Annotated in this window: 21 protein-coding genes and 1 riboswitch; of the genes, 8 read left to right on the top strand and 13 right to left on the bottom strand. The window is 54.5% G+C overall.

Going from position 1 to position 20,561, the window contains the following annotated elements; genetic code table 11:
• Positions 1–377: 377 nt before the first annotated feature.
• The 10 genes from WB371_RS23110 to rsd form a co-directional block, all read right to left on the bottom strand.
• Complete coding sequence (locus WB371_RS23110; protein ID WP_336222298.1) at positions 378–695, bottom strand: PTS lactose/cellobiose transporter subunit IIA; 318 nt, start codon at positions 693–695, stop codon at positions 378–380.
• 1 nt (position 696) lies between these two features.
• A complete protein-coding gene (locus WB371_RS23105; protein WP_336222297.1) occupies positions 697–1,005 on the bottom strand; it encodes a PTS sugar transporter subunit IIB in 309 nt (102 codons plus the stop codon).
• A gap of 183 nt (positions 1,006–1,188) precedes the next feature.
• Positions 1,189–2,727, bottom strand: a complete 1,539-nt coding sequence (locus WB371_RS23100; RefSeq protein ID WP_336222296.1) for a sensor domain-containing diguanylate cyclase — start codon at positions 2,725–2,727, stop codon at positions 1,189–1,191.
• Between the two features lie 344 nt (positions 2,728–3,071).
• A complete protein-coding gene (thiH, locus tag WB371_RS23095) occupies positions 3,072–4,205 on the bottom strand; it encodes a 2-iminoacetate synthase ThiH (RefSeq protein WP_336222295.1) in 1,134 nt (377 codons plus the stop codon).
• On the bottom strand, positions 4,202–4,972 hold the full coding sequence (gene thiG, locus WB371_RS23090; RefSeq protein WP_336222294.1) for a thiazole synthase: 771 nt from the start codon (positions 4,970–4,972) through the stop codon (positions 4,202–4,204). Before thiG ends, thiH begins: the two co-directional genes overlap by 4 nt.
• A gap of 1 nt (position 4,973) precedes the next feature.
• Positions 4,974–5,174, bottom strand: coding sequence for a sulfur carrier protein ThiS (gene thiS / locus WB371_RS23085; protein ID WP_336222293.1), 201 nt, complete (start codon positions 5,172–5,174; stop codon positions 4,974–4,976).
• Positions 5,155–5,913 (bottom strand): HesA/MoeB/ThiF family protein, encoded by a 759-nt coding sequence (locus WB371_RS23080; RefSeq protein WP_336222292.1) that lies wholly within the window; start codon positions 5,911–5,913, stop codon positions 5,155–5,157. The genes thiS and WB371_RS23080 overlap by 20 nt, the downstream gene beginning before the upstream one ends.
• The gene (gene thiE, locus WB371_RS23075; protein WP_336222291.1) at positions 5,906–6,541 is read right to left on the bottom strand and encodes a thiamine phosphate synthase; all 636 of its coding nucleotides are present in this window, start codon (positions 6,539–6,541) and stop codon (positions 5,906–5,908) included. Before thiE ends, WB371_RS23080 begins: the two co-directional genes overlap by 8 nt.
• A complete protein-coding gene (gene thiC / locus WB371_RS23070) occupies positions 6,541–8,442 on the bottom strand; it encodes a phosphomethylpyrimidine synthase ThiC (protein WP_336222290.1) in 1,902 nt (633 codons plus the stop codon). Before thiC ends, thiE begins: the two co-directional genes overlap by 1 nt.
• 86 nt (positions 8,443–8,528) lie before the next feature.
• Positions 8,529–8,754: riboswitch (TPP riboswitch) on the bottom strand.
• A 50-nt stretch (positions 8,755–8,804) separates the two neighbouring features.
• Positions 8,805–9,293, bottom strand: coding sequence for a sigma D regulator (rsd, locus tag WB371_RS23065; protein WP_336222289.1), 489 nt, complete (start codon positions 9,291–9,293; stop codon positions 8,805–8,807).
• A gap of 96 nt (positions 9,294–9,389) precedes the next feature.
• Here rsd and nudC point away from each other — a divergent pair, with 96 nt between their 5' ends.
• The 6 genes from nudC (at position 9,390) to WB371_RS23035 (ending at position 13,753) form a co-directional block, all read left to right on the top strand.
• Positions 9,390–10,163, top strand: coding sequence for an NAD(+) diphosphatase (gene nudC, locus WB371_RS23060; RefSeq protein ID WP_336222288.1), 774 nt, complete (start codon positions 9,390–9,392; stop codon positions 10,161–10,163).
• Between the two features lie 45 nt (positions 10,164–10,208).
• A complete protein-coding gene (gene hemE, locus WB371_RS23055; protein ID WP_336222287.1) occupies positions 10,209–11,273 on the top strand; it encodes a uroporphyrinogen decarboxylase in 1,065 nt (354 codons plus the stop codon).
• A 9-nt stretch (positions 11,274–11,282) separates the two neighbouring features.
• Positions 11,283–11,954: a deoxyribonuclease V gene (gene nfi, locus WB371_RS23050; protein ID WP_336222286.1), complete on the top strand. Its 672-nt coding sequence runs from the start codon at positions 11,283–11,285 to the stop codon at positions 11,952–11,954.
• Between the two features lie 41 nt (positions 11,955–11,995).
• Entirely contained in the window at positions 11,996–12,586 is a 591-nt protein-coding gene (locus WB371_RS23045; RefSeq protein ID WP_336222285.1) for a YjaG family protein, read from the top strand.
• A gap of 186 nt (positions 12,587–12,772) precedes the next feature.
• Positions 12,773–13,045 carry a nucleoid-associated protein HU-alpha gene (hupA, locus tag WB371_RS23040; protein ID WP_001044509.1) on the top strand — a complete coding sequence of 91 codons (273 nt, stop codon included), beginning with the start codon at positions 12,773–12,775 and terminating at the stop codon, positions 13,043–13,045.
• Positions 13,046–13,057: 12 nt separating this feature from the next.
• Entirely contained in the window at positions 13,058–13,753 is a 696-nt protein-coding gene (locus WB371_RS23035; RefSeq protein WP_336222300.1) for a DUF1481 domain-containing protein, read from the top strand.
• A gap of 70 nt (positions 13,754–13,823) precedes the next feature.
• On the opposite strand, the gene zraP is transcribed toward WB371_RS23035, so the two are convergent.
• Entirely contained in the window at positions 13,824–14,249 is a 426-nt protein-coding gene (zraP, locus tag WB371_RS23030) for a zinc resistance sensor/chaperone ZraP (protein ID WP_336222284.1), read from the bottom strand.
• Between the two features lie 249 nt (positions 14,250–14,498).
• On the opposite strand from zraP, the gene zraS reads away from it, so the two are divergent.
• Together zraS and zraR are read left to right on the top strand one after the other, a co-directional pair.
• Entirely contained in the window at positions 14,499–15,905 is a 1,407-nt protein-coding gene (gene zraS, locus WB371_RS23025; RefSeq protein ID WP_336222299.1) for a two-component system sensor histidine kinase ZraS, read from the top strand.
• Complete coding sequence (gene zraR, locus WB371_RS23020; protein WP_336222283.1) at positions 15,902–17,227, top strand: sigma-54-dependent response regulator transcription factor ZraR; 1,326 nt, start codon at positions 15,902–15,904, stop codon at positions 17,225–17,227. Before zraS ends, zraR begins: the two co-directional genes overlap by 4 nt.
• Here the strand turns inward: zraR and purD are convergent.
• Positions 17,224–18,513: a phosphoribosylamine--glycine ligase gene (gene purD, locus WB371_RS23015; protein ID WP_336222282.1), complete on the bottom strand. Its 1,290-nt coding sequence runs from the start codon at positions 18,511–18,513 to the stop codon at positions 17,224–17,226. The genes zraR and purD overlap by 4 nt on opposite strands.
• An 11-nt stretch (positions 18,514–18,524) precedes the next feature.
• Positions 18,525–20,114, bottom strand: coding sequence for a bifunctional phosphoribosylaminoimidazolecarboxamide formyltransferase/IMP cyclohydrolase (gene purH / locus WB371_RS23010; RefSeq protein ID WP_336222281.1), 1,590 nt, complete (start codon positions 20,112–20,114; stop codon positions 18,525–18,527).
• Between the last annotated feature and the right edge of the window lie 447 nt (positions 20,115–20,561).

The following is a 20,561-nucleotide window of genomic DNA, read 5'->3' as shown; positions in this document are numbered from 1 at the left end:
GAAATTCTGACATACTCGGCAGGCAGGCATAGAGGTGATCTCATTGAATTGATAGCACAATCAGTAGATCACAAAACTCTATGCCTGTCTTTTTTCACCCGCCCATTACTGGGGATTCCTCAGCGCTCCGGCGGGTTTTTTTATGCCTGATGGCGCTTTGCTTATCAGGCCTACGAGACTACAGAGACGGGTTTGTAGGCCGGATAAGGCGAAGCCGTCATCCGGCAATGTTTATGCCTGATGGCGCTTTGCTTATCAGGTGTATGAGACTACAGAGACGGGGTTGTAGGCCGGATAAGGCGAAGCCGTCATCCGGCAATGTTTATACCTGATGGCGCTGAGCTTATCAGGTCTACGAGACTACAGAGGTGGTTTTATTAATTCACTGGCGGCAACCTGCGATATAATTCAATCATGTCACCGGCCAGATCCTGAATCACCATGGCATTCATCAGATGATCCTGCGAGTGGACAGTGATCAGATTCACCGGAAGCTTACCTGTGCCTTCATCGATACCGATAAGCTGCGTCTGGATTTTGTGCGCCAGCTTGACGTAATCGCGTGATTCTTCCATCGCCTGTTCAGCTCCTGCAAAATCGCCTTTGCGCGCTAGTTGCAGTGCTGTCAGGGCCTGGCTACGGGCGGCTCCCGCGTTCACCAGAAGCTCCATAATGGTGGTTTCTAACTCTTCCATGTTACGACTCCAGAAGTTTAAGCGCTTTTTCCAGCACGGCATCACCTTTCATCATGCCGTAATCCATCATATCGATAACGGCGACTTTCTTGCCGAGCGGGTCGGCCAGTGCCTGCAATTTCGCCTGCTCATACTTGACCTGTGGCCCCAGCAGAACGATATCTGCATCGCCAATATTTTCTTTAAACTCAGCGACAGGGACGGCCTTGATCGTCACCTCAACCCCTTTTTTCTGAGCGGCATCTTTCATTCGTTGTACCAGCATGCTGGTGGACATCCCGGCGGCACAGCATAAAACGATATTCTTCATGGTTTGCTCTCATGGTTCCGTTGATGTTTCATCTTTAGTCTGAGCCGGTAATGAGAACAACTGTTTGAGGGTGAATGTGTGTAAAGCATCACAAAGAAACTGCCTGAAGAGTGAAACCGGTTGCAGTTTTTCTCACTATGCAAAAAAGCCCGTCGTAACGGGCTTCGCAGATCGGAGGAGGGATTAGTGGTGTGCAATGATAATACGGTTTTTTCCTTCCTGTTTTGCTTTATAGAGTGCTTCATCAACGCGCATCACCAGTTGCTCCTGTGTCTCCATATTCCACTCTCCAAGACCGGCACTGAAAGTGACGTGCAGACCCTCCTCACGCCAGGTTCGTTTAGCAACTTCGACGCGCCAGCGTTCAAGCAACGCATGGGCGTTCTCCAGTTGTTCACCTGAGAAGAGTACGGCAAATTCTTCACCACCATAGCGGTATACTGTAACGGCGGCGGGCTGCATGATCTGAATCCCTTCACGCGCGACATTACGCAGGACAATGTCGCCGTTCAGATGTCCCCAGGTGTCGTTGATAGACTTAAAGTTATCAATATCCACCAGCGCCAGGGCGAACGATTGATGATCGTTCATCAGCGCGGCAATATCATTGTCAAATGCCCGACGGTTTTTACATCCAGTCAGGGCGTCGATGGTTGCCTGGCGGACATAAATGAGTTCGCGTTCTTTATTCGACTCAATTGCTTTACTCAGCATCGCTTCAAGACGCGGGGCGCGATTAACATCGCCTGTCTTGATTGCATTGATAATATTCATCAGCACTGTACGTGACGCGTGGCGCAGATAGAGGCCGAAAAGCGCAATCATCACGGCTGCGAGGGCAAATCCCCAGGCCACAATATTGGTTTCATGGCGCGTCAGGTCTAATAATGTTGCATTGGAAACCCGGTAAATCACGAACCAGTCAGGATTGGTGAACGAATAGTAGTAATACCAAAATTGACTGCCGGCATCGAACACGTGCCCCTCGCCGCTGGTCATTTTGTTCATGATCTTTTTACTGATATACGGTTTAAACACCATTCCCGTATCCGGGTGGAGCACCACTTGCCCTTCACGGTCGACCACAAAAAACTCGCCCTGCACGGGGGCCACCATCTGGCGCAATGTATAACCCATCGACGTCAAATCCAGATGAAATGCAATACTGCCATTCAGTTTCCCTTCGGGAGAGATGATGGGTTTGTAGATTGTCACCGTTGGATTATGGGTGAAGTAATCCAGATAGGGCGGGGTATAGAGGCTAAAGGTACTGTCTTTGGCCTGGGCCATAAACCAGGGGCGTGTTTTAACATCGAATGCCTGGCTGTGTTCATTATTCAGTACCTGCGGGGCTCGCAGGTAATGCCCTTCAGCATCCGCCAATGAGATCGACGAAACCGACGGCATGAGCGTTTGCAACTGCATAAGCAACTTCAGCCCGGCCTCCGGATCAACATTCACCGTTTCATTCAACTGATCATTACGCGAAAAGAATGTCGTAGCGCGCCCAAGGATATAGTCATTTTCGCGCAGCAACGATTCGGTGTAATTCACCGCCAGGTTGTGGGTAAAATTCCGATTAATGCCATGATAATCTTCAAGAAAGTCGTTGCGCTGTGTGAAGGTGATGAAGATGGCGATCAGAAAGAAACTGAAAATGATGCCCGCAAAGCTCACTAAAATTGGCGTTGTGAATGAAAGTTTTCTGTTGTGACGTGCCATTACTGTAACTTATTCCGGAAAGTGTAAATCCTGAAGAGAAGTGCGAAGTAACCAGCAACATGGCTCTGCATATCAGGACAGAATGTATGCAATTATAATCCCGTCACTGTCAGTCGAGATGATTTATATTAATAACTCCCTCCTGGATTTGCTCATTTTGACAGAAATTGGTGTTTTATATCGCCAGTTGCGGCGAAGGCAGGGCGAAACGAGGAGGATGCTTTTCGCCCTGGGCAGCACAATGGCTGACGGGCATACGATAAAAAAGCGGAAGGCAGACCTCAACCTTCCGTTTACGTTCTTACGAAGCGGCTCGTAAAGTGGTTAAACCTTTACAACACGCTTCACAGGCGTTGCGAAGTGCGTCCCAGAAACGCATCCCAGTCCTTCCACACCGGTTGCAATCCCTGCGCGGTCAGCGCGTCGGCGACGGCTTCAGGACGACGATTGTCATGCGGTGAGAACTGTTCAAGTTCAGGATGGTCGTCTGCATATCCCCCCGGCTGGGTTTTTGAGAACGCGCTGACGTTGTTTATCGCCAGCGGGATCACATGATCACGAAACCACGGTGATTCTCGCGTCGACAGAGACAGCTCAATCTCGGGTGCCAGCAGACGAAACGCGCAAATGGTTTGTACCAGTTGGCGTTCGTCCATGATCGAGGCAGGCTCAATACCGCCCGTACACGGACGTAAGCGCGGGAAGGAGACAGAGTAACGACTCTGCCAGTAATGCTGCTGGAGCCAGAGTAAATGCTCGGCCACCATATAGCAGTCCACCCGCCAACTGTCAGATAAGCCAATTAATGCGCCAAGACCAATTTTATCGATGCCTGCGCGTCCCAGTCGGTCAGGTGTCTCCAGCCGCCAGAAGAAATCCTGCTTTTTCCCTTTCAGATGATGTTGAGCATAAACCGCTTCGTGGTATGTCTCCTGATAAACCATCACGCCATCGAGTCCAGCCGCTTTCAGCTCGGCGTATTCCGCTTCTGAAAGCGGTTGAACTTCCATCTGCAACGACGAAAATTGCTGACGAATCACCGGAAGGTGACGGCGGAAATAGTCCATCCCTACTTTCGCCTGATGCTCGCCGGTGACTAACAGAAGGTGTTCAAACCCCAGTTTGCGGATCGCGGCGCACTCCCGCGCAATATCTGTTTCATCCAGCGTTTTGCGCTTGATGCGGTTGCTCATCGAAAAACCACAGTAGGTACAGTCGTTCGCGCACAGGTTAGAGAGATACAAGGGCACGTAAAAACTCACCGTGTTGCCGAAACGCTGGCGGGTGAGCGTCTGCGCCCGCTGCGCCAGCGGTTCAAGGTATGCGCTCGCGGCAGGTGACAGCAGCGCCATCATATCGTCACGCGTAAGATGGGTGGCATACAGTGCCCGTTCAACGTCGGCTGCCGTTTTACTGTTGATACGCAGCCGGATGTCGTCCCAGTTCAGTTGCCGCCATCGGTCAGTGAACGTTTTCATGCGGATACCTCCAGAAACCCGGTCAGCGGGCTGGTGGCATGAGCCTGGCGGCTGCGGCTGCCCGGTACGGCCTGGCGTGCCAGAAGACCGGCCTCCACCGCCAGCCGGAAGGCGCGGGCCATCATCACCGGGTCGTCCGCCACCGCAATCGCAGTGTTGACCAGCACCGCATCCGCTCCCATTTCCAGCGCCTGCGTAGCGTGGCTGGGTACGCCGATTCCGGCATCCACTACCACCGGAACGGTAGACTGCTGAATAATGATCTCCAGCATCGCTTTCGTTTCCAGCCCTTGGTTCGAGCCAATCGGCGCGCCGAGCGGCATCACTGCGGCACAGCCAACTTCCTCCAGCCGTTTGCATAACACAGGGTCGGCACCGCAGTAAGGCAGCACCACAAACCCTTGCTTTACCAGCGCTTCGGCGGCTTTGAGCGTTTCAATGGGGTCCGGTAACAGCCAGCGCGCATCGGGATGGATCTCCAGCTTCAGCCAGTGCGTTCCGAGTGCTTCACGCGCCAGCTGCGCAGCAAAGATTGCCTCTTCCGCCGTTTTTGCCCCGGACGTGTTGGGCAACAAGGTGACGCCCGCCTCCAGAAGAGGCGCCAGAATGGCGTCATTATGCTGGCGCAAATCCACACGTTTCATCGCCAGCGTCACCAGTTGGCTGCCTGAGGCGCGGATTGCATCAACCATTAAGGCCGGGGAGGCAAATTTTCCCGTGCCGGTGAACAGATGTGATTCAAACGTTTTATCGGCAATACGTATCATCTCAACCCCCTGCGATAACCTGAAAAAGCAGGATTTGGTCGCCTTCCTGCACGATGTGCTGCTCCCACTGCTCGCGTGGGAGGATCTGTTGATTGAGCGCCAGTGCCGTTCCCGGTTTTACCTGGTTTAACTGTGTCAGCAGGTTATGCACCGAGAGTCCCTCGGCGCACTGCATCGGCTCATCATTGAACTGAATTCGCATGTTGCCCTCCACACACCGGGCAGCCGTTTGCACGACGCAACGCGAGGCTGCGCCACTGGCTGGTTTTACCGTCAAACAACCGCAATTCGCCGCCGGGCGTCTCCATACCACTCAGCAATTTAATCGCTTCCAGCGCCTGTAACGTGCCCATCACGCCGACGACCGGGCCGAGAACGCCTGCGGTGCGACAGTTGCGTTCTGGTTCGGCATCATTGGGCCACAGGCAGCGGTAACAGCCCTGCGTCCAGGGCGGCGTCAGTACCATCAACTGGCCGCCAAAACCGACGGCGCTTGCGGTAATGAGCGGGGTATTGAGCGCTACGCACGCCGCGTTGATTTCCTGGCGCGTCGCCATATTGTCGGTGCAATCGAGTACCACATCCGCGTTGGCGACTGCATGGCTGAGAGCATTGCCCGTCAGCCGCAGCGGTAGCGATACCAGCTCAATATCCGGATTGAGACGCGCCAGACGCTGTTGTGTAACCTGCGATTTAGAACGGGCAATGTCATCGGTGGTGAACAGGATCTGACGTTGCAGGTTACTGAGATGGATCTCATCATCGTCAGCGAGTACTAACTTACCAATACCCGCCCCCGCCAGATACAGCGCCGCAGGGGAACCTAATCCGCCTAACCCCACGATCAGCACATGACTGTTGAGCAATTTTTGCTGACCGTCGATAGCAATTTCACCCAGCAAGATTTGACGGCTGTAGCGCATAAAATCGCGGTCATTCATCGCCTGCTCCTGTTATTGACAGCAATTCGGCGGTAGCGACACGCCAGTCTGTGGCCTGAGTGATGGCACTGACCACAGCAACGCTGCCGACACCGGTCGCCAGCACTGCCGCTGTACGTTCCAGACCGATCCCGCCAATCGCGACGGTGGGATAATCGCCCAGACGTTCAACATGTTGCGCCAGTTGTTCCAGCCCTTGTGGTGCAGAGGGCATCTGTTTGGTTTGGGTCGGGAAAACGTGGCCTAAAGCGATGTAGGAGGGACGTGCGGCCAGCGCCACGTCGATCTCCATATCGTCGTGCGTCGAGACGCCCAGGCGTAATCCCGCTGCCTGAATCGCCTTCAGATCGGTGGTTTCTAAATCCTCCTGACCCAGATGCACGCCGTACGCACGGTGTTTAATTGCCAGTCGCCAGTAATCGTTAATAAACAATCGGGCATTGTATTTCCGTCCCCATTCGATGGCGGCAATCACATCGGCTTCCACCTCTTCATCACGCTTGTCTTTGATGCGTAACTGGAGCGTCCGAACGCCCACGCCCAGCAGACGTTCAATCCACACCACGCTGTCAACAACCGGATAGAGCCCTAAGCGGAGGGGGACCGGTGGGAAATTGGGCTGATACATCAGGCTTCCTCCCGCTTCAGGTAGATTTCGCCACCTTTGGCGCGGAAGTTCTCAGACATATCCGCCATCCCCACTTCGATAGTCTGAGCGGCTGCGTAGTCGCGGACCTCCTGGCTGATTTTCATTGAGCAGAATTTCGGTCCGCACATCGAGCAGAAGTGGGCGACTTTACCGGACTCTTGCGGCAGGGTTTCATCGTGGTAAGCACGAGCGGTAAACGGGTCGAGCGCCAGGTTAAACTGGTCTTCCCAGCGGAATTCAAAGCGCGCTTTCGACATCGCGTTATCGCGGATCTGCGCGCCCGGATGCCCTTTCGCCAGGTCTGCGGCGTGCGCGGCAATCTTGTAGGTAATCAGCCCCTGTTTCACGTCGTCTTTGTTCGGCAGACCCAGATGCTCTTTCGGCGTGACGTAACAGAGCATCGCGCAGCCAAACCAGCCGATCATCGCCGCGCCAATCCCCGAGGTGAAATGGTCGTAACCCGGTGCGATATCGGTGGTCAGTGGACCTAAGGTGTAGAATGGCGCTTCGTGACAATGCTCCAGCTCTTCGGTCATATTGCGACGGATCATCTGCATCGGCACGTGGCCCGGGCCTTCAATCATCACCTGAACATCGTATTCCCAGGCGATTTTTGTCAGTTCGCCCAGCGTATGCAGTTCTGAGAATTGCGCTTCGTCGTTGGCATCCTGAATGGAACCTGGCCGCAGACCGTCGCCAAGCGAGAGCGAAACATCGTAGGCGGCGCAGATTTCGCAAATCTCGCGGAAGTGCTCATAGAGGAAGTTTTCTTTGTGGTGAGAGAGACACCATTTCGCCATGATAGACCCTCCGCGTGAGACAATCCCCGTCAGGCGATTTGCGGTCATCGGGACATAGCGCAGCAGCACGCCAGCATGGATGGTGAAGTAGTCGACACCCTGTTCGGCCTGTTCCAGCAAGGTATCACGGAAGGCTTCCCAAGTGAGATCTTCGGCGATCCCGTTCACTTTCTCCAGTGCCTGGTAGATCGGGACGGTACCGATCGGCACCGGGCTGTTTCGCAGGATCCATTCGCGGGTTTCATGAATATAGCGGCCCGTAGAGAGGTCCATCACCGTATCTGCGCCCCAGCGGGTGGACCACACCAGCTTTTCGACTTCTTCTTCAATGGAGGAGGTCACCGCGGAGTTACCGATATTGGCATTCACCTTCACCAGGAAGTTACGGCCAATGATCATCGGTTCGGACTCCGGGTGGTTGATGTTCGCGGGAATAATCGCCCGTCCGGCAGCAACTTCATCACGTACAAATTCCGGCGTAATGTTTTCCGGCAGGCGGGCGCCAAAGCCCTCGCCCGGATGCTGCTGGCGTAATACATTGCTGCGGATACGCTCACGGCCCATGTTTTCACGGATGGCGATAAACTCCATCTCCGGGGTGACGATCCCCTGACGGGCATAATGTAGTTGGGTCACACATTTTCCCGCTTTGGCGCGCTTTGGCGTCAGCAGACCGGTGAAGCGCAGTTCATCAAGGCCATCATCGGCCAGGCGTTCTTTGGTATATGCCGAGCTGCGAACGGACAGTTCTTCGCAATCCTGACGGGTATCAATCCACGGCTGACGCAGTTTTGCCAGCCCCTGCTGCACATTGATTGCAATCTCCGGGTCGCCATAAGGGCCGGATGTGTCATACACCGGAACGGCTTCGTTTTCCTCAAACTGCGGATTCTCTTTGTTACCGCCGACAAGCGTCGGGCTAAGCTGAATCTCCCGCATGGGGATCCGGATATCGCTCGTTGAACCGGTGATGTAGATACGCTTCGAGTTCGGGAAAGCGGTGCCTTCCAGCGTATCGATAAAGTGTTGTGCTTGCGCGCGCTGTTCGCGGCGGGACAATTTCGTGGTAGTTGCAGACATAGCGCATTCCATAAAAGTAAGGATATGGCTTGTCAGACGACGGATGGAGTAATAGATGTGCGCCGCCCGTGTGGGCTTACGCATAAAGCAGAATTACTCTTGTTCCCTTCGCAGGTTTTAACCTGATCAGGTTCCGCGGATCCCGAATTAACGGTCTCAGCCTTTTCCACTTCATCTTTCGCGCTGCCGCTTCGCTGGCATCGTCTGCTCACTCCTGTCACTTACTTAGGTAAGTTCCTGAAGATTCACTGACTTGCCACCTCGACGCATCACGAATGCTTTGGTGGAAAATAAGCACTCCGACAAGATAACTCCCCTCAGAAGAGGGGACGTTTGTAAATTACGCGTTAAACGCGGCGAACTCAAGCAGGATGTTTTACTCTCGGGTTGTCATGCATTGCATCAAATACCAGCATGATCAGCTTATCTTCCAGCACAAAGCGGGCCTCCAGCGCTTCGCCGAGATCGGACAGCGCCTGCTGAAACTCCAGACAGTTATCGTGATCGATCGCGGTTTCCAGACTGGAGTCATAATAGCCCATGATGCGTTCGGTATTCGCTTCCAGCAGCGGCCAGATTTTTGTCGCTTTTAAAAGCTGCCCGTTGCCTTCCAATTTATGCAGAATACGTTCATAAATACTGAAGTGTCCGGTGGAGAGGTAGTCGACGAGGCTCTGACAAAAATCATCCAGTGCTTTTTCATTCAGCCGCATATACGATTCTTTGCCAGGCTTAATGCCAACCAGATTGTAGTAAGCCACGAGCAGATGCTTACGTACATGTAGCCAGCGATCAACCAATTTGTTACTGCCTCTGACGCGCTCTGTCAGGTCTTCCAGCTGGTTAAGCATGATTGACTCCGCAAGTGTAGATTTAAAACTGCTCACGCAGAAATTGTAAAAATAATGTTATCAACATGCCAGTGAAGCAAGGGTAGTGCAAGAGCTATGGATCGTATTATTGAAAAATTAGACAGCGGCTGGTGGATCGTCAGCCATGAACAAAAATTATGGTTGCCTTACGGTGAATTGCCACACGGCGAAGCGGCAAATTTTGATCTTGTCGGGCAGCGCGCATTACGTATTGGTGAATGGGAAGGTGAACCTGTCTGGCTGGTGCAGCAGCATCGTCGCCACGATATGGGCTCGGTTCGTCAGGTGATCGACCAGGATGTGGGTCTGTTTCAACTGGCGGGACGCGGCGTACAGCTGGCTGAGTTTTATCGGTCGCATAAATACTGCGGTTACTGTGGTCATCCCATGCAGCCGAGTAAAACCGAATGGGCGATGCTCTGTACCCACTGCCGTGAACGCTACTACCCGCAAATTGCGCCTTGCATCATTGTGGCCATCCGCCGTGATGATTCCATTCTGCTTGCGCAACATGTCCGCCATCGCAATGGCATACACACTGTGCTCGCCGGGTTTGTTGAGGTTGGTGAAACGTTAGAGCAGGCGGTGGCGCGTGAGGTGATGGAAGAGAGCGGCATTAAAGTCAAAAACCTGCGCTATATCACCTCCCAGCCGTGGCCGTTCCCGATGTCGCTTATGACCGCGTTTATGGCGGAGTATGACAGCGGCGAGATCGTCATCGATCCGAAAGAGCTGCTGGAGGCTAACTGGTATCGCTACGACTCGCTACCGCTCCTGCCGCCGCCTGGTACCGTCGCACGGCGGCTGATCGAAGATACCGTGGCTATGTGTCGGGCTGAGTATGAGTGAATCACGTGATACACTGACGGACTGACGCAATAAGGAACTGCAAAAATGACCGAACTGAAGAACGATCGTTATCTGCGTGCGCTGCTGCGCCAGCCCGTTGATGTCACCCCGGTATGGATGATGCGCCAGGCGGGCCGCTATTTACCGGAATATAAAGCCACCCGCGCAGAGGCGGGCGATTTTATGTCGCTGTGCAAAAATGCCGAGCTGGCTTGCGAAGTCACCCTCCAGCCGCTGCGCCGTTATCCGCTTGATGCGGCGATCCTCTTCTCGGATATCCTGACCGTTCCGGATGCGATGGGGCTTGGGCTCTATTTTGAAGCCGGTGAAGGCCCGCGTTTTACCGCGCCAGTGGCCTCTAAAGCTGATGTCGACAAACTGCCGATACCGGACCCGGAAGAGGAACTGGGCTACGTGATGAACGCCGTCCGCACGATCCGCCGTGAGTTGAAAGGCGAAGTACCGTTGATCGGCTTTTCCGGCAGCCCGTGGACGCTGGCAACCTACATGGTGGAGGGCGGGAGCAGTAAGGCCTTTACCGTTATCAAAAAGATGATGTATGCCGACCCGAAAACGCTCCATGCGCTGCTCGACAAGCTGGCTAAGAGCGTCACGTTGTATCTCAATGCCCAAATTAAAGCGGGCGCGCAGTCGGTAATGATTTTTGATACCTGGGGCGGCGTGCTGACCGGGCGTGATTACCAGCAGTTCTCGCTTTATTACATGCACAAGATTGTTGATGGCCTGCTGCGGGAGAACGACGGTCGCCGCGTGCCGGTGACGCTGTTTACCAAAGGCGGCGGACAGTGGCTGGAAGCGATGGCGGAGACTGGCTGCGATGCGCTTGGACTTGACTGGACTACCGATATCGCCGATGCGCGTCGTCGCGTTGGGCATAAAGTGGCGTTGCAGGGCAATATGGACCCGTCAATGCTCTACGCGCCTGCGCCGCGCATCGAAGAAGAGGTGGCGACAATTCTGGCCGGTTTTGGACAAGGCGAAGGCCATGTCTTTAATCTCGGTCATGGCATTCATCAGGATGTGCCGCCAGAACATGCCGGTGCCTTTGTGGAAGCGGTACACCGCCTGTCTGCGCAATATCATAAATAGGGAGTCAGCATGGATCTCGCGTCGCTACGCGCTCAACAACAGGAACTGGCTTCATCGGTGATCCGCGAGGATCGCTTCGACAACGATCCCCCGGATCTGATCGCTGGCGCTGATGTCGGGTTTGAGCAGGGCGGAGAGGTGACGCGAGCCGCGATGGTGTTGTTGAAATATCCCTCGCTGGAGCTGGTGGAATACAAGGTGGCGCGCATCGCTACCACCATGCCCTATATCCCTGGTTTTCTCTCCTTTCGTGAGTATCCCGCGCTGCTGGCGGCGTGGGAGTTACTTTCGCAGAAACCCGATCTCGTCTTTGTGGATGGACACGGTATCTCTCACCCGCGCCGTCTCGGCGTCGCCAGCCACTTTGGACTGCTGGTGGATGTGCCAACCATTGGCGTGGCGAAAAAGCGTCTTTGCGGCAAGTTTGAACCACTCAGCGCCGAGCCGGGCGCGCTGGCGCCGCTGATGGATAAGGGCGAGCAACTGGCGTGGGTCTGGCGCAGCAAAGCCCGCTGTAATCCGCTGTTTATCGCGACGGGTCATCGCGTTGGGCTGGACAGTGCGCTGGCATGGGTTCAACGCTGTATGAACGGTTATCGTCTGCCTGAACCGACTCGCTGGGCCGATGCGGTGGCATCCAGTCGTCCGGCGTTTATGCGTTGGCAGGAAATTCAGCCCTGATTGCTGTACACTGCCGCTAATTTCCGATTCGAGAATTCATCATGTTACAAAACCCGATTCATCTGCGTCTGGAACGCCTGGAGAGCTGGCAGCACGTCACGTTTATGGCCTGTCTGTGTGAACGCATGTATCCGAACTATGCCATGTTCTGTAAGCAAACGGAATTTGGCGACGGACAGGTGTACCGCCGTATTCTGGACCTGATCTGGGAAACGCTGACGGTGAAAGACGCGAAAGTGAATTTCGACAGCCAACTGGAGAAGTTTGAAGAAGCGATTCCTGCTGCCGATGATTATGACCTGTATGGGGTTTATCCGGCCATTGATGCCTGCGTGGCGTTAAGCGAGCTGGTGCATTCCCGTCTGAGCGGGGAGACGCTGGAGCACGCTATCGAAGTCAGTAAAACCTCCATTACCACGGTTGCGATGTTAGAAATGACGCAAGTTGGTCGGGAAATGAGCGATGAAGAGCTCAAAGAGAACCCGGCGGTTGAGCAGGAATGGGATATTCAGTGGGAAATATTCCGACTTTTAGCTGACTGCGAAGAACGCGACATTGAGCTGATAAAAGGGCTTAGAGCAGACCTGCGTGAGGCTGGCGAGAGTAATATCGGTATAAATTTTCAGCAATAAGACACGAAAACGTGATTTAACTTCTGAATTGTCGTACCTGGAGGCTTCCCTTCCGCCCCCCGTCTGGTCTACATTTGGGGGGCGAAAAAAAGTGGCTATCGGTGCGTGTATGCAGGAGAGTGCTTTTCTGGCATTTCCGTCGCACTCGATGCTTAGCAAGCGATAAACACATTGTAAGGATAACTTATGAACAAGACTCAACTGATTGATGTAATTGCAGACAAAGCAGAACTGTCCAAAACCCAGGCTAAAGCTGCTCTGGAATCCACTCTGGCTGCAATTACTGAGTCTCTGAAAGAAGGCGATGCTGTACAACTGGTTGGTTTCGGTACCTTCAAAGTGAACCACCGTGCTGAGCGCACTGGCCGCAACCCGCAGACCGGTAAAGAAATCAAAATCGCCGCAGCTAATGTACCGGCGTTTGTTTCTGGTAAGGCACTGAAAGACGCAGTTAAGTAAGACTGCGTGGCTGTGAACAGTTTTAATGAAGGGGCGGCTTCGCCCCTTTCGTCTGTCTGGCGTCGCCTGTTGACGCTGGCAGGCGTGCTGTTGCTGACAGCCTGTAGCCATAACGATTCGCTTCCCCCATTTACCGCCAGCGGATTCGCTGACAACCAGGGGGCGGTGCGCATCTGGCGTAAAGACACCGCCGATGGCGTACATCTGCTTTCGGTATTCAGCCCGTGGCGCAATGGCAGTACCACAACCAGCGAGTACCGCTGGCAGGGCGAAAGACTCTCTTTGATTGAACTTAATATCTATGACAAACCGCCGGAGCATATCCGCGTGCGGTTTGACGATCGCGGCGACCTGAGCTTTATGCAGCGGGAAGTCGACGGCCAAAAACAACAGCTTTCGAACGATCAAATTGAATTGTATCGTTATCGTGCGGAGCAGATTCGCCAGACCAGCGATGCTCTGCGTGAGGGGCGAGTGGTTTTGCGACAGGGGCGCTGGCATGCGGCTGAACGCTCGGTGACGACCTGCGAAGGCGAGACGATTAAACCGGATCTCGACGCGCTGGCGATGAACCATATTGAGCGCCGCCAGAGCCATTCGTCTGCTGATGTCAGCGTGGCATGGCTGGAGGCGCCGGAAGGCTCTCAGCTTCTGCTGGTGGCGAATTCTGACTTCTGCCACTGGCAACCGAAAGAAAAAACGTTTTGATGGGTGCCGGATGGCGGCTTACGCCAGACCTTCTGTAGGCCTGATAAGCGTAGCGCCATCAGGCAAAACATTACCAGCGCCCCATATGACCGCCGCCACCGCATCCACCGTAACCCATTCCCATACCACCAGGGACGCCAGCCTGAGCCATGGCAACATCCCGTTTCACCCGCTGTTCATCCAGTGACTGTTTTAAGGATTCCATCTCTTTCGCCACTGCATTGATTTTGGCGGTATCCGGCGGATTAGTCGCTAACAGCGCGTTGTACTCATAGCGTTTGGACATCAGTTGCTGGCGCAGGGCATTTGTCTGGTTATAAAAGTCATTATGAATTTTCTGGACGGCCGCCTGCTGTTCTGCACTCAGCGAGCCGACATTTTGCTGCCACATACCGTCACCATTTCCCCAATGATGCCGCGCCAGAGCGGGGCTGGATCCCAGTACCATCAGAGAAAGTGCTATCAGTGCCAGACCTGCTTTTTTGTTCCGTTTCATGGTTTATCCTCCTGTGGATCGTTTTCTTTCTGTATTGCATCTTCCATGCCAGGTGTATTTTTCTTGCGTGGTGCGGTCTCTGGCGATACGTAAACCCGGAAAGCGAGTAAAAATGACCCATCTGATTAACCCAGTGGGTCATTTTTACTCGCTGATGACGGCGGTTTGTGTGGCAGGACAGGGATAGCGAGTGTGAAAAGTGGCATGATTTCTGCTGTGAAGGAAAAGGAACTGGGTAACAGAGAACCGATGGGATTTATGCAGGGACATAAGGATACGGTAGCCAGGTGGTTAAGTGGGGTATTGCCCGCACTCATTCTGCTTCTGGTTGGGCTGTTTGCTATCGTCGTGATCCGTGACTACGGGCGCGAAAGCGACGCGGCGCGTCAGACACTGCTGGAAAAGGGCAGTGTGCTCATTCGTGCTCTGGAGTCAGGGACGCGCGTCGGGATGGGCATGCGGATGCATCATGCTCAGCAGCAAACGCTACTGGAAGAGATGGCCGGGCAGCCTGGCGTGTTGTGGTTTGCCGTGACGGACGCGCAGGGCAACGTGGTGATGCACAGCGATCCTGCTCAGGTAGGGAAAACACTCTACTCGCCGGCAGAGATGCAAACATTAAATCCGGGTGACGAGGTGCGCTGGCGGTCGGTTGATGTGGCAGAGGCGCAGGGTGAACCGGTGCCTGCGCTGGAGATTTATCGCCAGTTCCAGCCACTGTTTTCACCTGGCAGGCATGGCATGCGCGGAATGTCGCGTTGGGAGGGGGAAGCGCAGCGCTCTGCGCATCAGTTCATATTTATCGCCTTTGATGCCAGTGAGCTAGCCGTTACCCAGGCGCGTGAGTGGCGCAATACGCTGATTATGCTTTTTGCGTTAACCACCGTATTGCTGGCGACCCTCCTGACCTTCTTCTGGTACCGGCGATATCTGCGTTCTCGCCAGTTATTACAGGAGGAGATGAACCGCAAAGAGAAGCTGGTCGCGCTCGGACATCTGGCGGCTGGCGTCGCGCATGAAATTCGTAATCCACTGTCTTCGATCAAAGGGCTGGCAAAATACTTCGCAGAGCGTGCCCCGGCAGGGGGCGAAGCGCATGACCTGGCGCAGGTGATGGCGAAAGAGGCCGATCGTTTAAACCGGGTGGTGAGCGAACTGCTGGAACTGGTGAAGCCCGCGCACTTATCCCTGCAATCAGTGGATCTCAATGCAGTCATCACCCATTCACTCCAGTTGGTCAGTCAGGATGCGCAACACCGGGACATTGCGCTGCAATTTGTGCCTGACACGACACTGCCCGCGATTCAGGCCGACCCGGACAGACTGACTCAGGTGTTGCTGAATCTGTATCTGAACGCCATTCATGCGATCGATCGTCAGGGGACGATTCGCGTCGAGGCAAGCGTAAGCGGCACCGATCGCGTTAAAATCACGGTGACAGACTCCGGAAAAGGGATTGCGCCGGAGCAACTGGCCGCCATTTTTACCCCTTACTTCACCACCAAAGCAGACGGAACGGGACTTGGACTGGCGGTTGTGCAGAATATTATTGAACAGCATGGCGGGAGCATTCAGGTGGTGAGCCCAGAAGGAAAGGGCGCCATTTTTACCCTCTGGCTTCCGTTGACGTTAAAACTTAAGGATAAACAAGGATGAGTCGCACAAAGATCGACATTCTGGTCGTTGATGATGACGTCAGCCATTGCACTATTTTACAGGCATTGCTTCGAGGATGGGGCTACGACGTCGCGCTGGCCTACAGTGGACGCGCCGCGCTTGAGCAGATACGCGAGCATGTGTTTGACCTTGTGTTGTGCGATGTGCGCATGGCGGAGATGGATGGCATCGAGACACTCAAAGAGATTAAGGCGCTGAACCCGGCGATTCCCGTACTCATCATGACCGCGTTCTCCAGCGTGGAGACGGCGGTTGAGGCGCTAAAAACCGGCGCGCTGGATTATTTAATCAAGCCGCTGGATTTTGACAATCTGCAAACAACGCTGGAGAACGCGCTGGCGCACACACGAGATTCTGCCAGCGAACTGCCGTCCGTTTCCGCCTCGCAGTTCGGGATGGTCGGAAAAAGTCCGGCAATGCAACAACTGTTGAGTGAGATTGCAATGGTCGCGCCTTCCGATGCGACAGTCCTGATCCACGGCGATTCCGGCACCGGGAAAGAGCTGGTCGCGCGTGCGCTGCATGCCAGCAGTGCGCGGAGCGACAAACCACTGGTCACGCTGAACTGTGCCGCACTCAACGAATCGCTGCTGGAATCTGAGCTGTTCGGTCATGAGAAAGGCGCCTTTACCGGTGCGGACAAGCGCCGCGAAGGACGCTTTGTCGAAGCCAACGGCGGCACGCTGTTTCTCGATGAAATTGGCGATATCTCTCCCGTGATGCAGGTGCGGTTACTGCGCGCGATTCAGGAACGCGAGGTTCAGCGCGTGGGCAGCAACCAGACGCTCTCTGTCGATGTCCGTCTGATCGCGGCGACCCACCGGGATCTGGCAGAAGAGGTCAACGCCGGGCGCTTTCGCCAGGATCTCTACTATCGTCTGAACGTGGTGACGATTGAAATGCCATCGCTGCGTCAGCGACGGGAGGATATCCCCTTATTAGCGGAGTACTTTCTCGAACGATTCGCCAGTCGCAATCGTAAAGTGGTGAAAGGCTTTACCCCGCGGGCGATGGATTTGCTCATTCACTATGACTGGCCGGGCAATATCCGCGAGCTGGAGAATGCGATTGAACGTTCGGTGGTGTTGCTGACCGGGGAATATATCTCAGAGCGCGAACTGCCGCTGGCGATAGCAAGTCAGCCGATTCCGCTTATCGGGACGCAGGATATTCAGCCGCTGGTGGAAGTCGAAAAAGAGGTGATTCTGGCGGCGCTGGAGAAAACGGGCGGCAACAAGACTGAAGCCGCCCGTCAGTTAGGGATTACGCGAAAGACGCTGCTGGCGAAACTGTCGCGTTAGTTCTGCTCGCGTTCGATGGCGCGCCAGCCGATATCATTACGGCAGAAACAATCGTCCCAATGGATATCGGTCATCAAGGCATAGGCGCGTTTCTGTGCCTCGGCTACCGTATGACCCAGCGCGGTGACGCACAGCACGCGACCGCCGCTGGCGACCACCTGCTCGTTATCCGCCAGCTTTGTCCCGGCGTGAAACACTTTGCCGTCGGCCACTTCTTCGAGCGGCAAACCGTGGATTACGTCGCCGGTGCGGTAATCACCAGGATATCCGCCCGCCGCCATCACCACGCCGAGCGAGGCACGTTCATCCCACTCGGATTTTTGCTCGTCCAGTTTGCCTTCGCAGGCAGCCAGGCAGAGTTCAACCAGATCGGACTGCATGCGCAGCATAATCGGCTGGGTTTCCGGATCGCCAAAACGGCAGTTAAATTCGATCACCTTCGGGTTGCCCTGTTTGTCGATCATCAGACCGGCGTACAGGAAGCCGGTATAGGTGTTACCTTCTGTCGCCATGCCTTTTACTGTGGGCCAGATGATACGTTCCATGGTGCGCTGGTGAACCTCGTCTGTTACCACCGGTGCCGGGGAATAAGCCCCCATGCCACCGGTATTCAGACCGGTATCACCATTGCCCACGCGCTTATGATCCTGACTGGTCGCCATTGGCAGGACGTGCTCGCCGTCCACCATCACGATAAAGCTGGCTTCTTCACCGTCGAGGAACTCTTCGATCACGATGCGATGGCCCGCATCGCCAAATGCGTTACCTGCCAGCATGTCATGTACGGCGGCTTCGGCTTCTTCCAGCGTCATTGCGACAATCACGCCCTTACCGGCAGCCAGACCGTCAGCCTTAATCACGATCGGCGCGCCTTTCTCACGCAGATAAGCGAGCGCCGGTTCGATCTCTGTAAAGTTCTGGTATTCGGCAGTCGGGATCTGGTGACGCGCGAGGAAATCTTTCGTGAACGCTTTGGAACCTTCCAGTTGTGCTGCACCTGCTGTTGGGCCAAAGATTTTCAGGCCCGCCGCACGGAAGGTATCAACCACGCCTTTCACCAGCGGCGCTTCCGGACCAACAATTGTCAGGTCGATCTTTTCGCTCTGCGCAAAATTCAGCAGCGCCGGAATGTCCGTGGCGCTGATGGCAACGTTTTGCAAAGCAGGTTCCAGCGCGGTCCCGGCGTTACCCGGTGCGACGAACACGGTTTCCACGTTTGGCGACTGGGCCGCTTTCCACGCCAGCGCGTGCTCGCGCCCGCCGTTTCCGATAACTAATACTTTCATGTCTCGCTCCATTAATGACGGAAGTGGCGCATGTCGGTGAAGATCATTGCAATGCCGTGTTCATCGGCGGCGGCAATCACTTCATCATCACGGATGGAACCGCCAGGCTGGATAACGCAGCTCACACCCACCGCAGCCGCGGCATCAATACCGTCGCGGAACGGGAAGAAGGCGTCGGAAGCCATAGCGGAACCTTTCACTTCCAGACCTTCATCAGCGGCTTTGATCCCCGCGATTTTGGCGGAGTAGACACGGCTCATCTGACCGGCGCCAATGCCAATTGTCATGTTTTCTTTGGCATAAACAATGGCGTTGGATTTAACAAACTTCGCGACCTTCCAGCAGAACAGCGCGTCACGCAGTTCCTGCTCCGTGGGTTGACGTTTAGTCACTACGCGCAGTTCACCGGCGGTAACCATGCCCAAATCGCGGTCCTGAACCAGCAGACCGCCGTTAACACGTTTGAAGTCCAGGCCCGGCACGCGCTCCGCCCATTGACCACAGGTCAGGACGCGAACGTTCTGTTTGGCGGCGGTGATTTTCAGAGCTTCTTCGGTCGCGGACGGGGCGATGATCACCTCGACAAACTGACGGGAAATGATCGCCTGGGCGGTTTCGGCATTCAGTTCACGGTTGAAGGCAATGATGCCGCCAAATGCGGAGGTCGGGTCGGTTTTGTACGCACGGTCGTAGGCGTTGAGAATCGAGGTGCTTACTGCCACACCGCACGGGTTGGCATGCTTGACGATCACGCAGGCGGGTTCGGCGAATTCTTTCACACACTCCAGCGCTGCGTCGGTATCGGCGATATTATTATAGGAAAGCGCCTTGCCCTGCACCTGCTGCGCCGTAGCAACGGAGGCCTCTTTAACATTCTCTTCTATATAGAAAGCAGCTTGTTGATGGCTGTTTTCACCGTAGCGCATATCCTGCTTTTTAATAAAGTTCAGGTTTAGCGTACGTGGGAAGCGACCCGCGGCTTCTTTGCTTTCACCGTGATAGGCCGGAACCATGCTGCCAAAGTAGTTGGCAATCATGCTGTCGTAGGCGGCGGTGTGTTCGAAGGCTTTAATCGCGAGGTCGAAACGGGTGTCGAGGGTCAGAGAACCTTCGTTGGCATCCATCTCTTTAATAATGGCGGCGTAGTCGCTGCTCTTCACAACGATAGCAACATCTTTATGGTTTTTCGCTGCGGAGCGCACCATGGTAGGTCCACCAATATCGATGTTCTCTACCGCATCTTCCAGTGAACACCCTTCACTGGCTACGGTCTGGGCGAATGGATAAAGGTTAACAACGACCATATCGATCGGCACGATGCCGTGTTGTTCCATAATGCCATCATCCTGACCGCGACGACCGAGAATGCCGCCGTGTACTTTAGGATGCAGGGTCTTCACGCGTCCATCCATCATTTCCGGAAAACCGGTATAGTCGGAAACTTCAGTCACCGGCAGACCCTTTTCTGCTAACAGACGGGCAGTGCCGCCTGTCGACAGCAGCTCCACACCGCGTGCGGAAAGTGCCTGGGCGAATTCAACGATACCGGCCTTGTCAGAAACACTGAGCAGGGCGCGGCGGACTGGACGACGTTGTTGCATGGTAAATCCCCTGGATTTGACGATTACAGAGAGCGTTAGCTGAATTTTTCGTAAAAAACTCAGCTAACGCCCCTTACGGGGCATCCTTGTTTAGCGGGGGCATTGTAACGAAAACGTTTGCGCAACGCTCGCGAATTTTTCTCTTTCGATTTTGGGAGTGAATTTGTCCGCCTAAAGATCGTCGATGACAAGTAAGATCCGCGAAATGATCCTGTAAATTGTGGATAACTCTGTGTGCAAATGGGTATAAAGCGGGGTTTTGCTGGGGAATGCAGCAGTCAGTCATCTTTCTGCAATTTTTCTATTGCGGATGCGCAGCAACTCCCTATAATGCGCCTCCATCGACACGGCGGATGTGAATCACTTCACAGAAAAACGCCAGTGATGATGAAGAGAAAATTCTCCAAAAAGAGTTGACTCTGAAAGAGGAAAGCGTAGTATACGCCA

Origin of the sequence: Citrobacter amalonaticus, assembly GCF_037053465.1 — a bacterium.
GTDB classification, from domain to species: Bacteria; Pseudomonadota; Gammaproteobacteria; order Enterobacterales; family Enterobacteriaceae; genus Citrobacter_A; species Citrobacter_A amalonaticus_H.
This window is presented reverse-complemented; position numbering and strand designations above follow the sequence as displayed.

Bases quoted from the DNA above. Each gene is read 5' to 3' on its own strand.
- WB371_RS23110 (WP_336222298.1), bottom strand. From the start codon at position 695: ATGGAAGAGTTAGAAACCACCATTATGGAGCTTCTGGTGAACGCGGGA.
- WB371_RS23105 (WP_336222297.1), bottom strand. From the start codon at position 1,005: ATGAAGAATATCGTTTTATGCTGTGCCGCCGGGATGTCCACCAGCATG.
- WB371_RS23100 (WP_336222296.1), bottom strand. From the start codon at position 2,727: ATGGCACGTCACAACAGAAAACTTTCATTCACAACGCCAATTTTAGTG.
- thiH (WP_336222295.1), bottom strand. From the start codon at position 4,205: ATGAAAACGTTCACTGACCGATGGCGGCAACTGAACTGGGACGACATC.
- thiG (WP_336222294.1), bottom strand. From the start codon at position 4,972: ATGATACGTATTGCCGATAAAACGTTTGAATCACATCTGTTCACCGGC.
- thiS (WP_336222293.1), bottom strand. From the start codon at position 5,174: ATGCGAATTCAGTTCAATGATGAGCCGATGCAGTGCGCCGAGGGACTC.
- WB371_RS23080 (WP_336222292.1), bottom strand. From the start codon at position 5,913: ATGAATGACCGCGATTTTATGCGCTACAGCCGTCAAATCTTGCTGGGT.
- thiE (WP_336222291.1), bottom strand. From the start codon at position 6,541: ATGTATCAGCCCAATTTCCCACCGGTCCCCCTCCGCTTAGGGCTCTAT.
- thiC (WP_336222290.1), bottom strand. From the start codon at position 8,442: ATGTCTGCAACTACCACGAAATTGTCCCGCCGCGAACAGCGCGCGCAA.
- rsd (WP_336222289.1), bottom strand. From the start codon at position 9,293: ATGCTTAACCAGCTGGAAGACCTGACAGAGCGCGTCAGAGGCAGTAAC.
- nudC (WP_336222288.1), top strand. From the start codon at position 9,390: ATGGATCGTATTATTGAAAAATTAGACAGCGGCTGGTGGATCGTCAGC.
- hemE (WP_336222287.1), top strand. From the start codon at position 10,209: ATGACCGAACTGAAGAACGATCGTTATCTGCGTGCGCTGCTGCGCCAG.
- nfi (WP_336222286.1), top strand. From the start codon at position 11,283: ATGGATCTCGCGTCGCTACGCGCTCAACAACAGGAACTGGCTTCATCG.
- WB371_RS23045 (WP_336222285.1), top strand. From the start codon at position 11,996: ATGTTACAAAACCCGATTCATCTGCGTCTGGAACGCCTGGAGAGCTGG.
- hupA (WP_001044509.1), top strand. From the start codon at position 12,773: ATGAACAAGACTCAACTGATTGATGTAATTGCAGACAAAGCAGAACTG.
- zraP (WP_336222284.1), bottom strand. From the start codon at position 14,249: ATGAAACGGAACAAAAAAGCAGGTCTGGCACTGATAGCACTTTCTCTG.
- zraS (WP_336222299.1), top strand. From the start codon at position 14,499: ATGGGATTTATGCAGGGACATAAGGATACGGTAGCCAGGTGGTTAAGT.
- zraR (WP_336222283.1), top strand. From the start codon at position 15,902: ATGAGTCGCACAAAGATCGACATTCTGGTCGTTGATGATGACGTCAGC.
- purD (WP_336222282.1), bottom strand. From the start codon at position 18,513: ATGAAAGTATTAGTTATCGGAAACGGCGGGCGCGAGCACGCGCTGGCG.
- purH (WP_336222281.1), bottom strand. From the start codon at position 20,114: ATGCAACAACGTCGTCCAGTCCGCCGCGCCCTGCTCAGTGTTTCTGAC.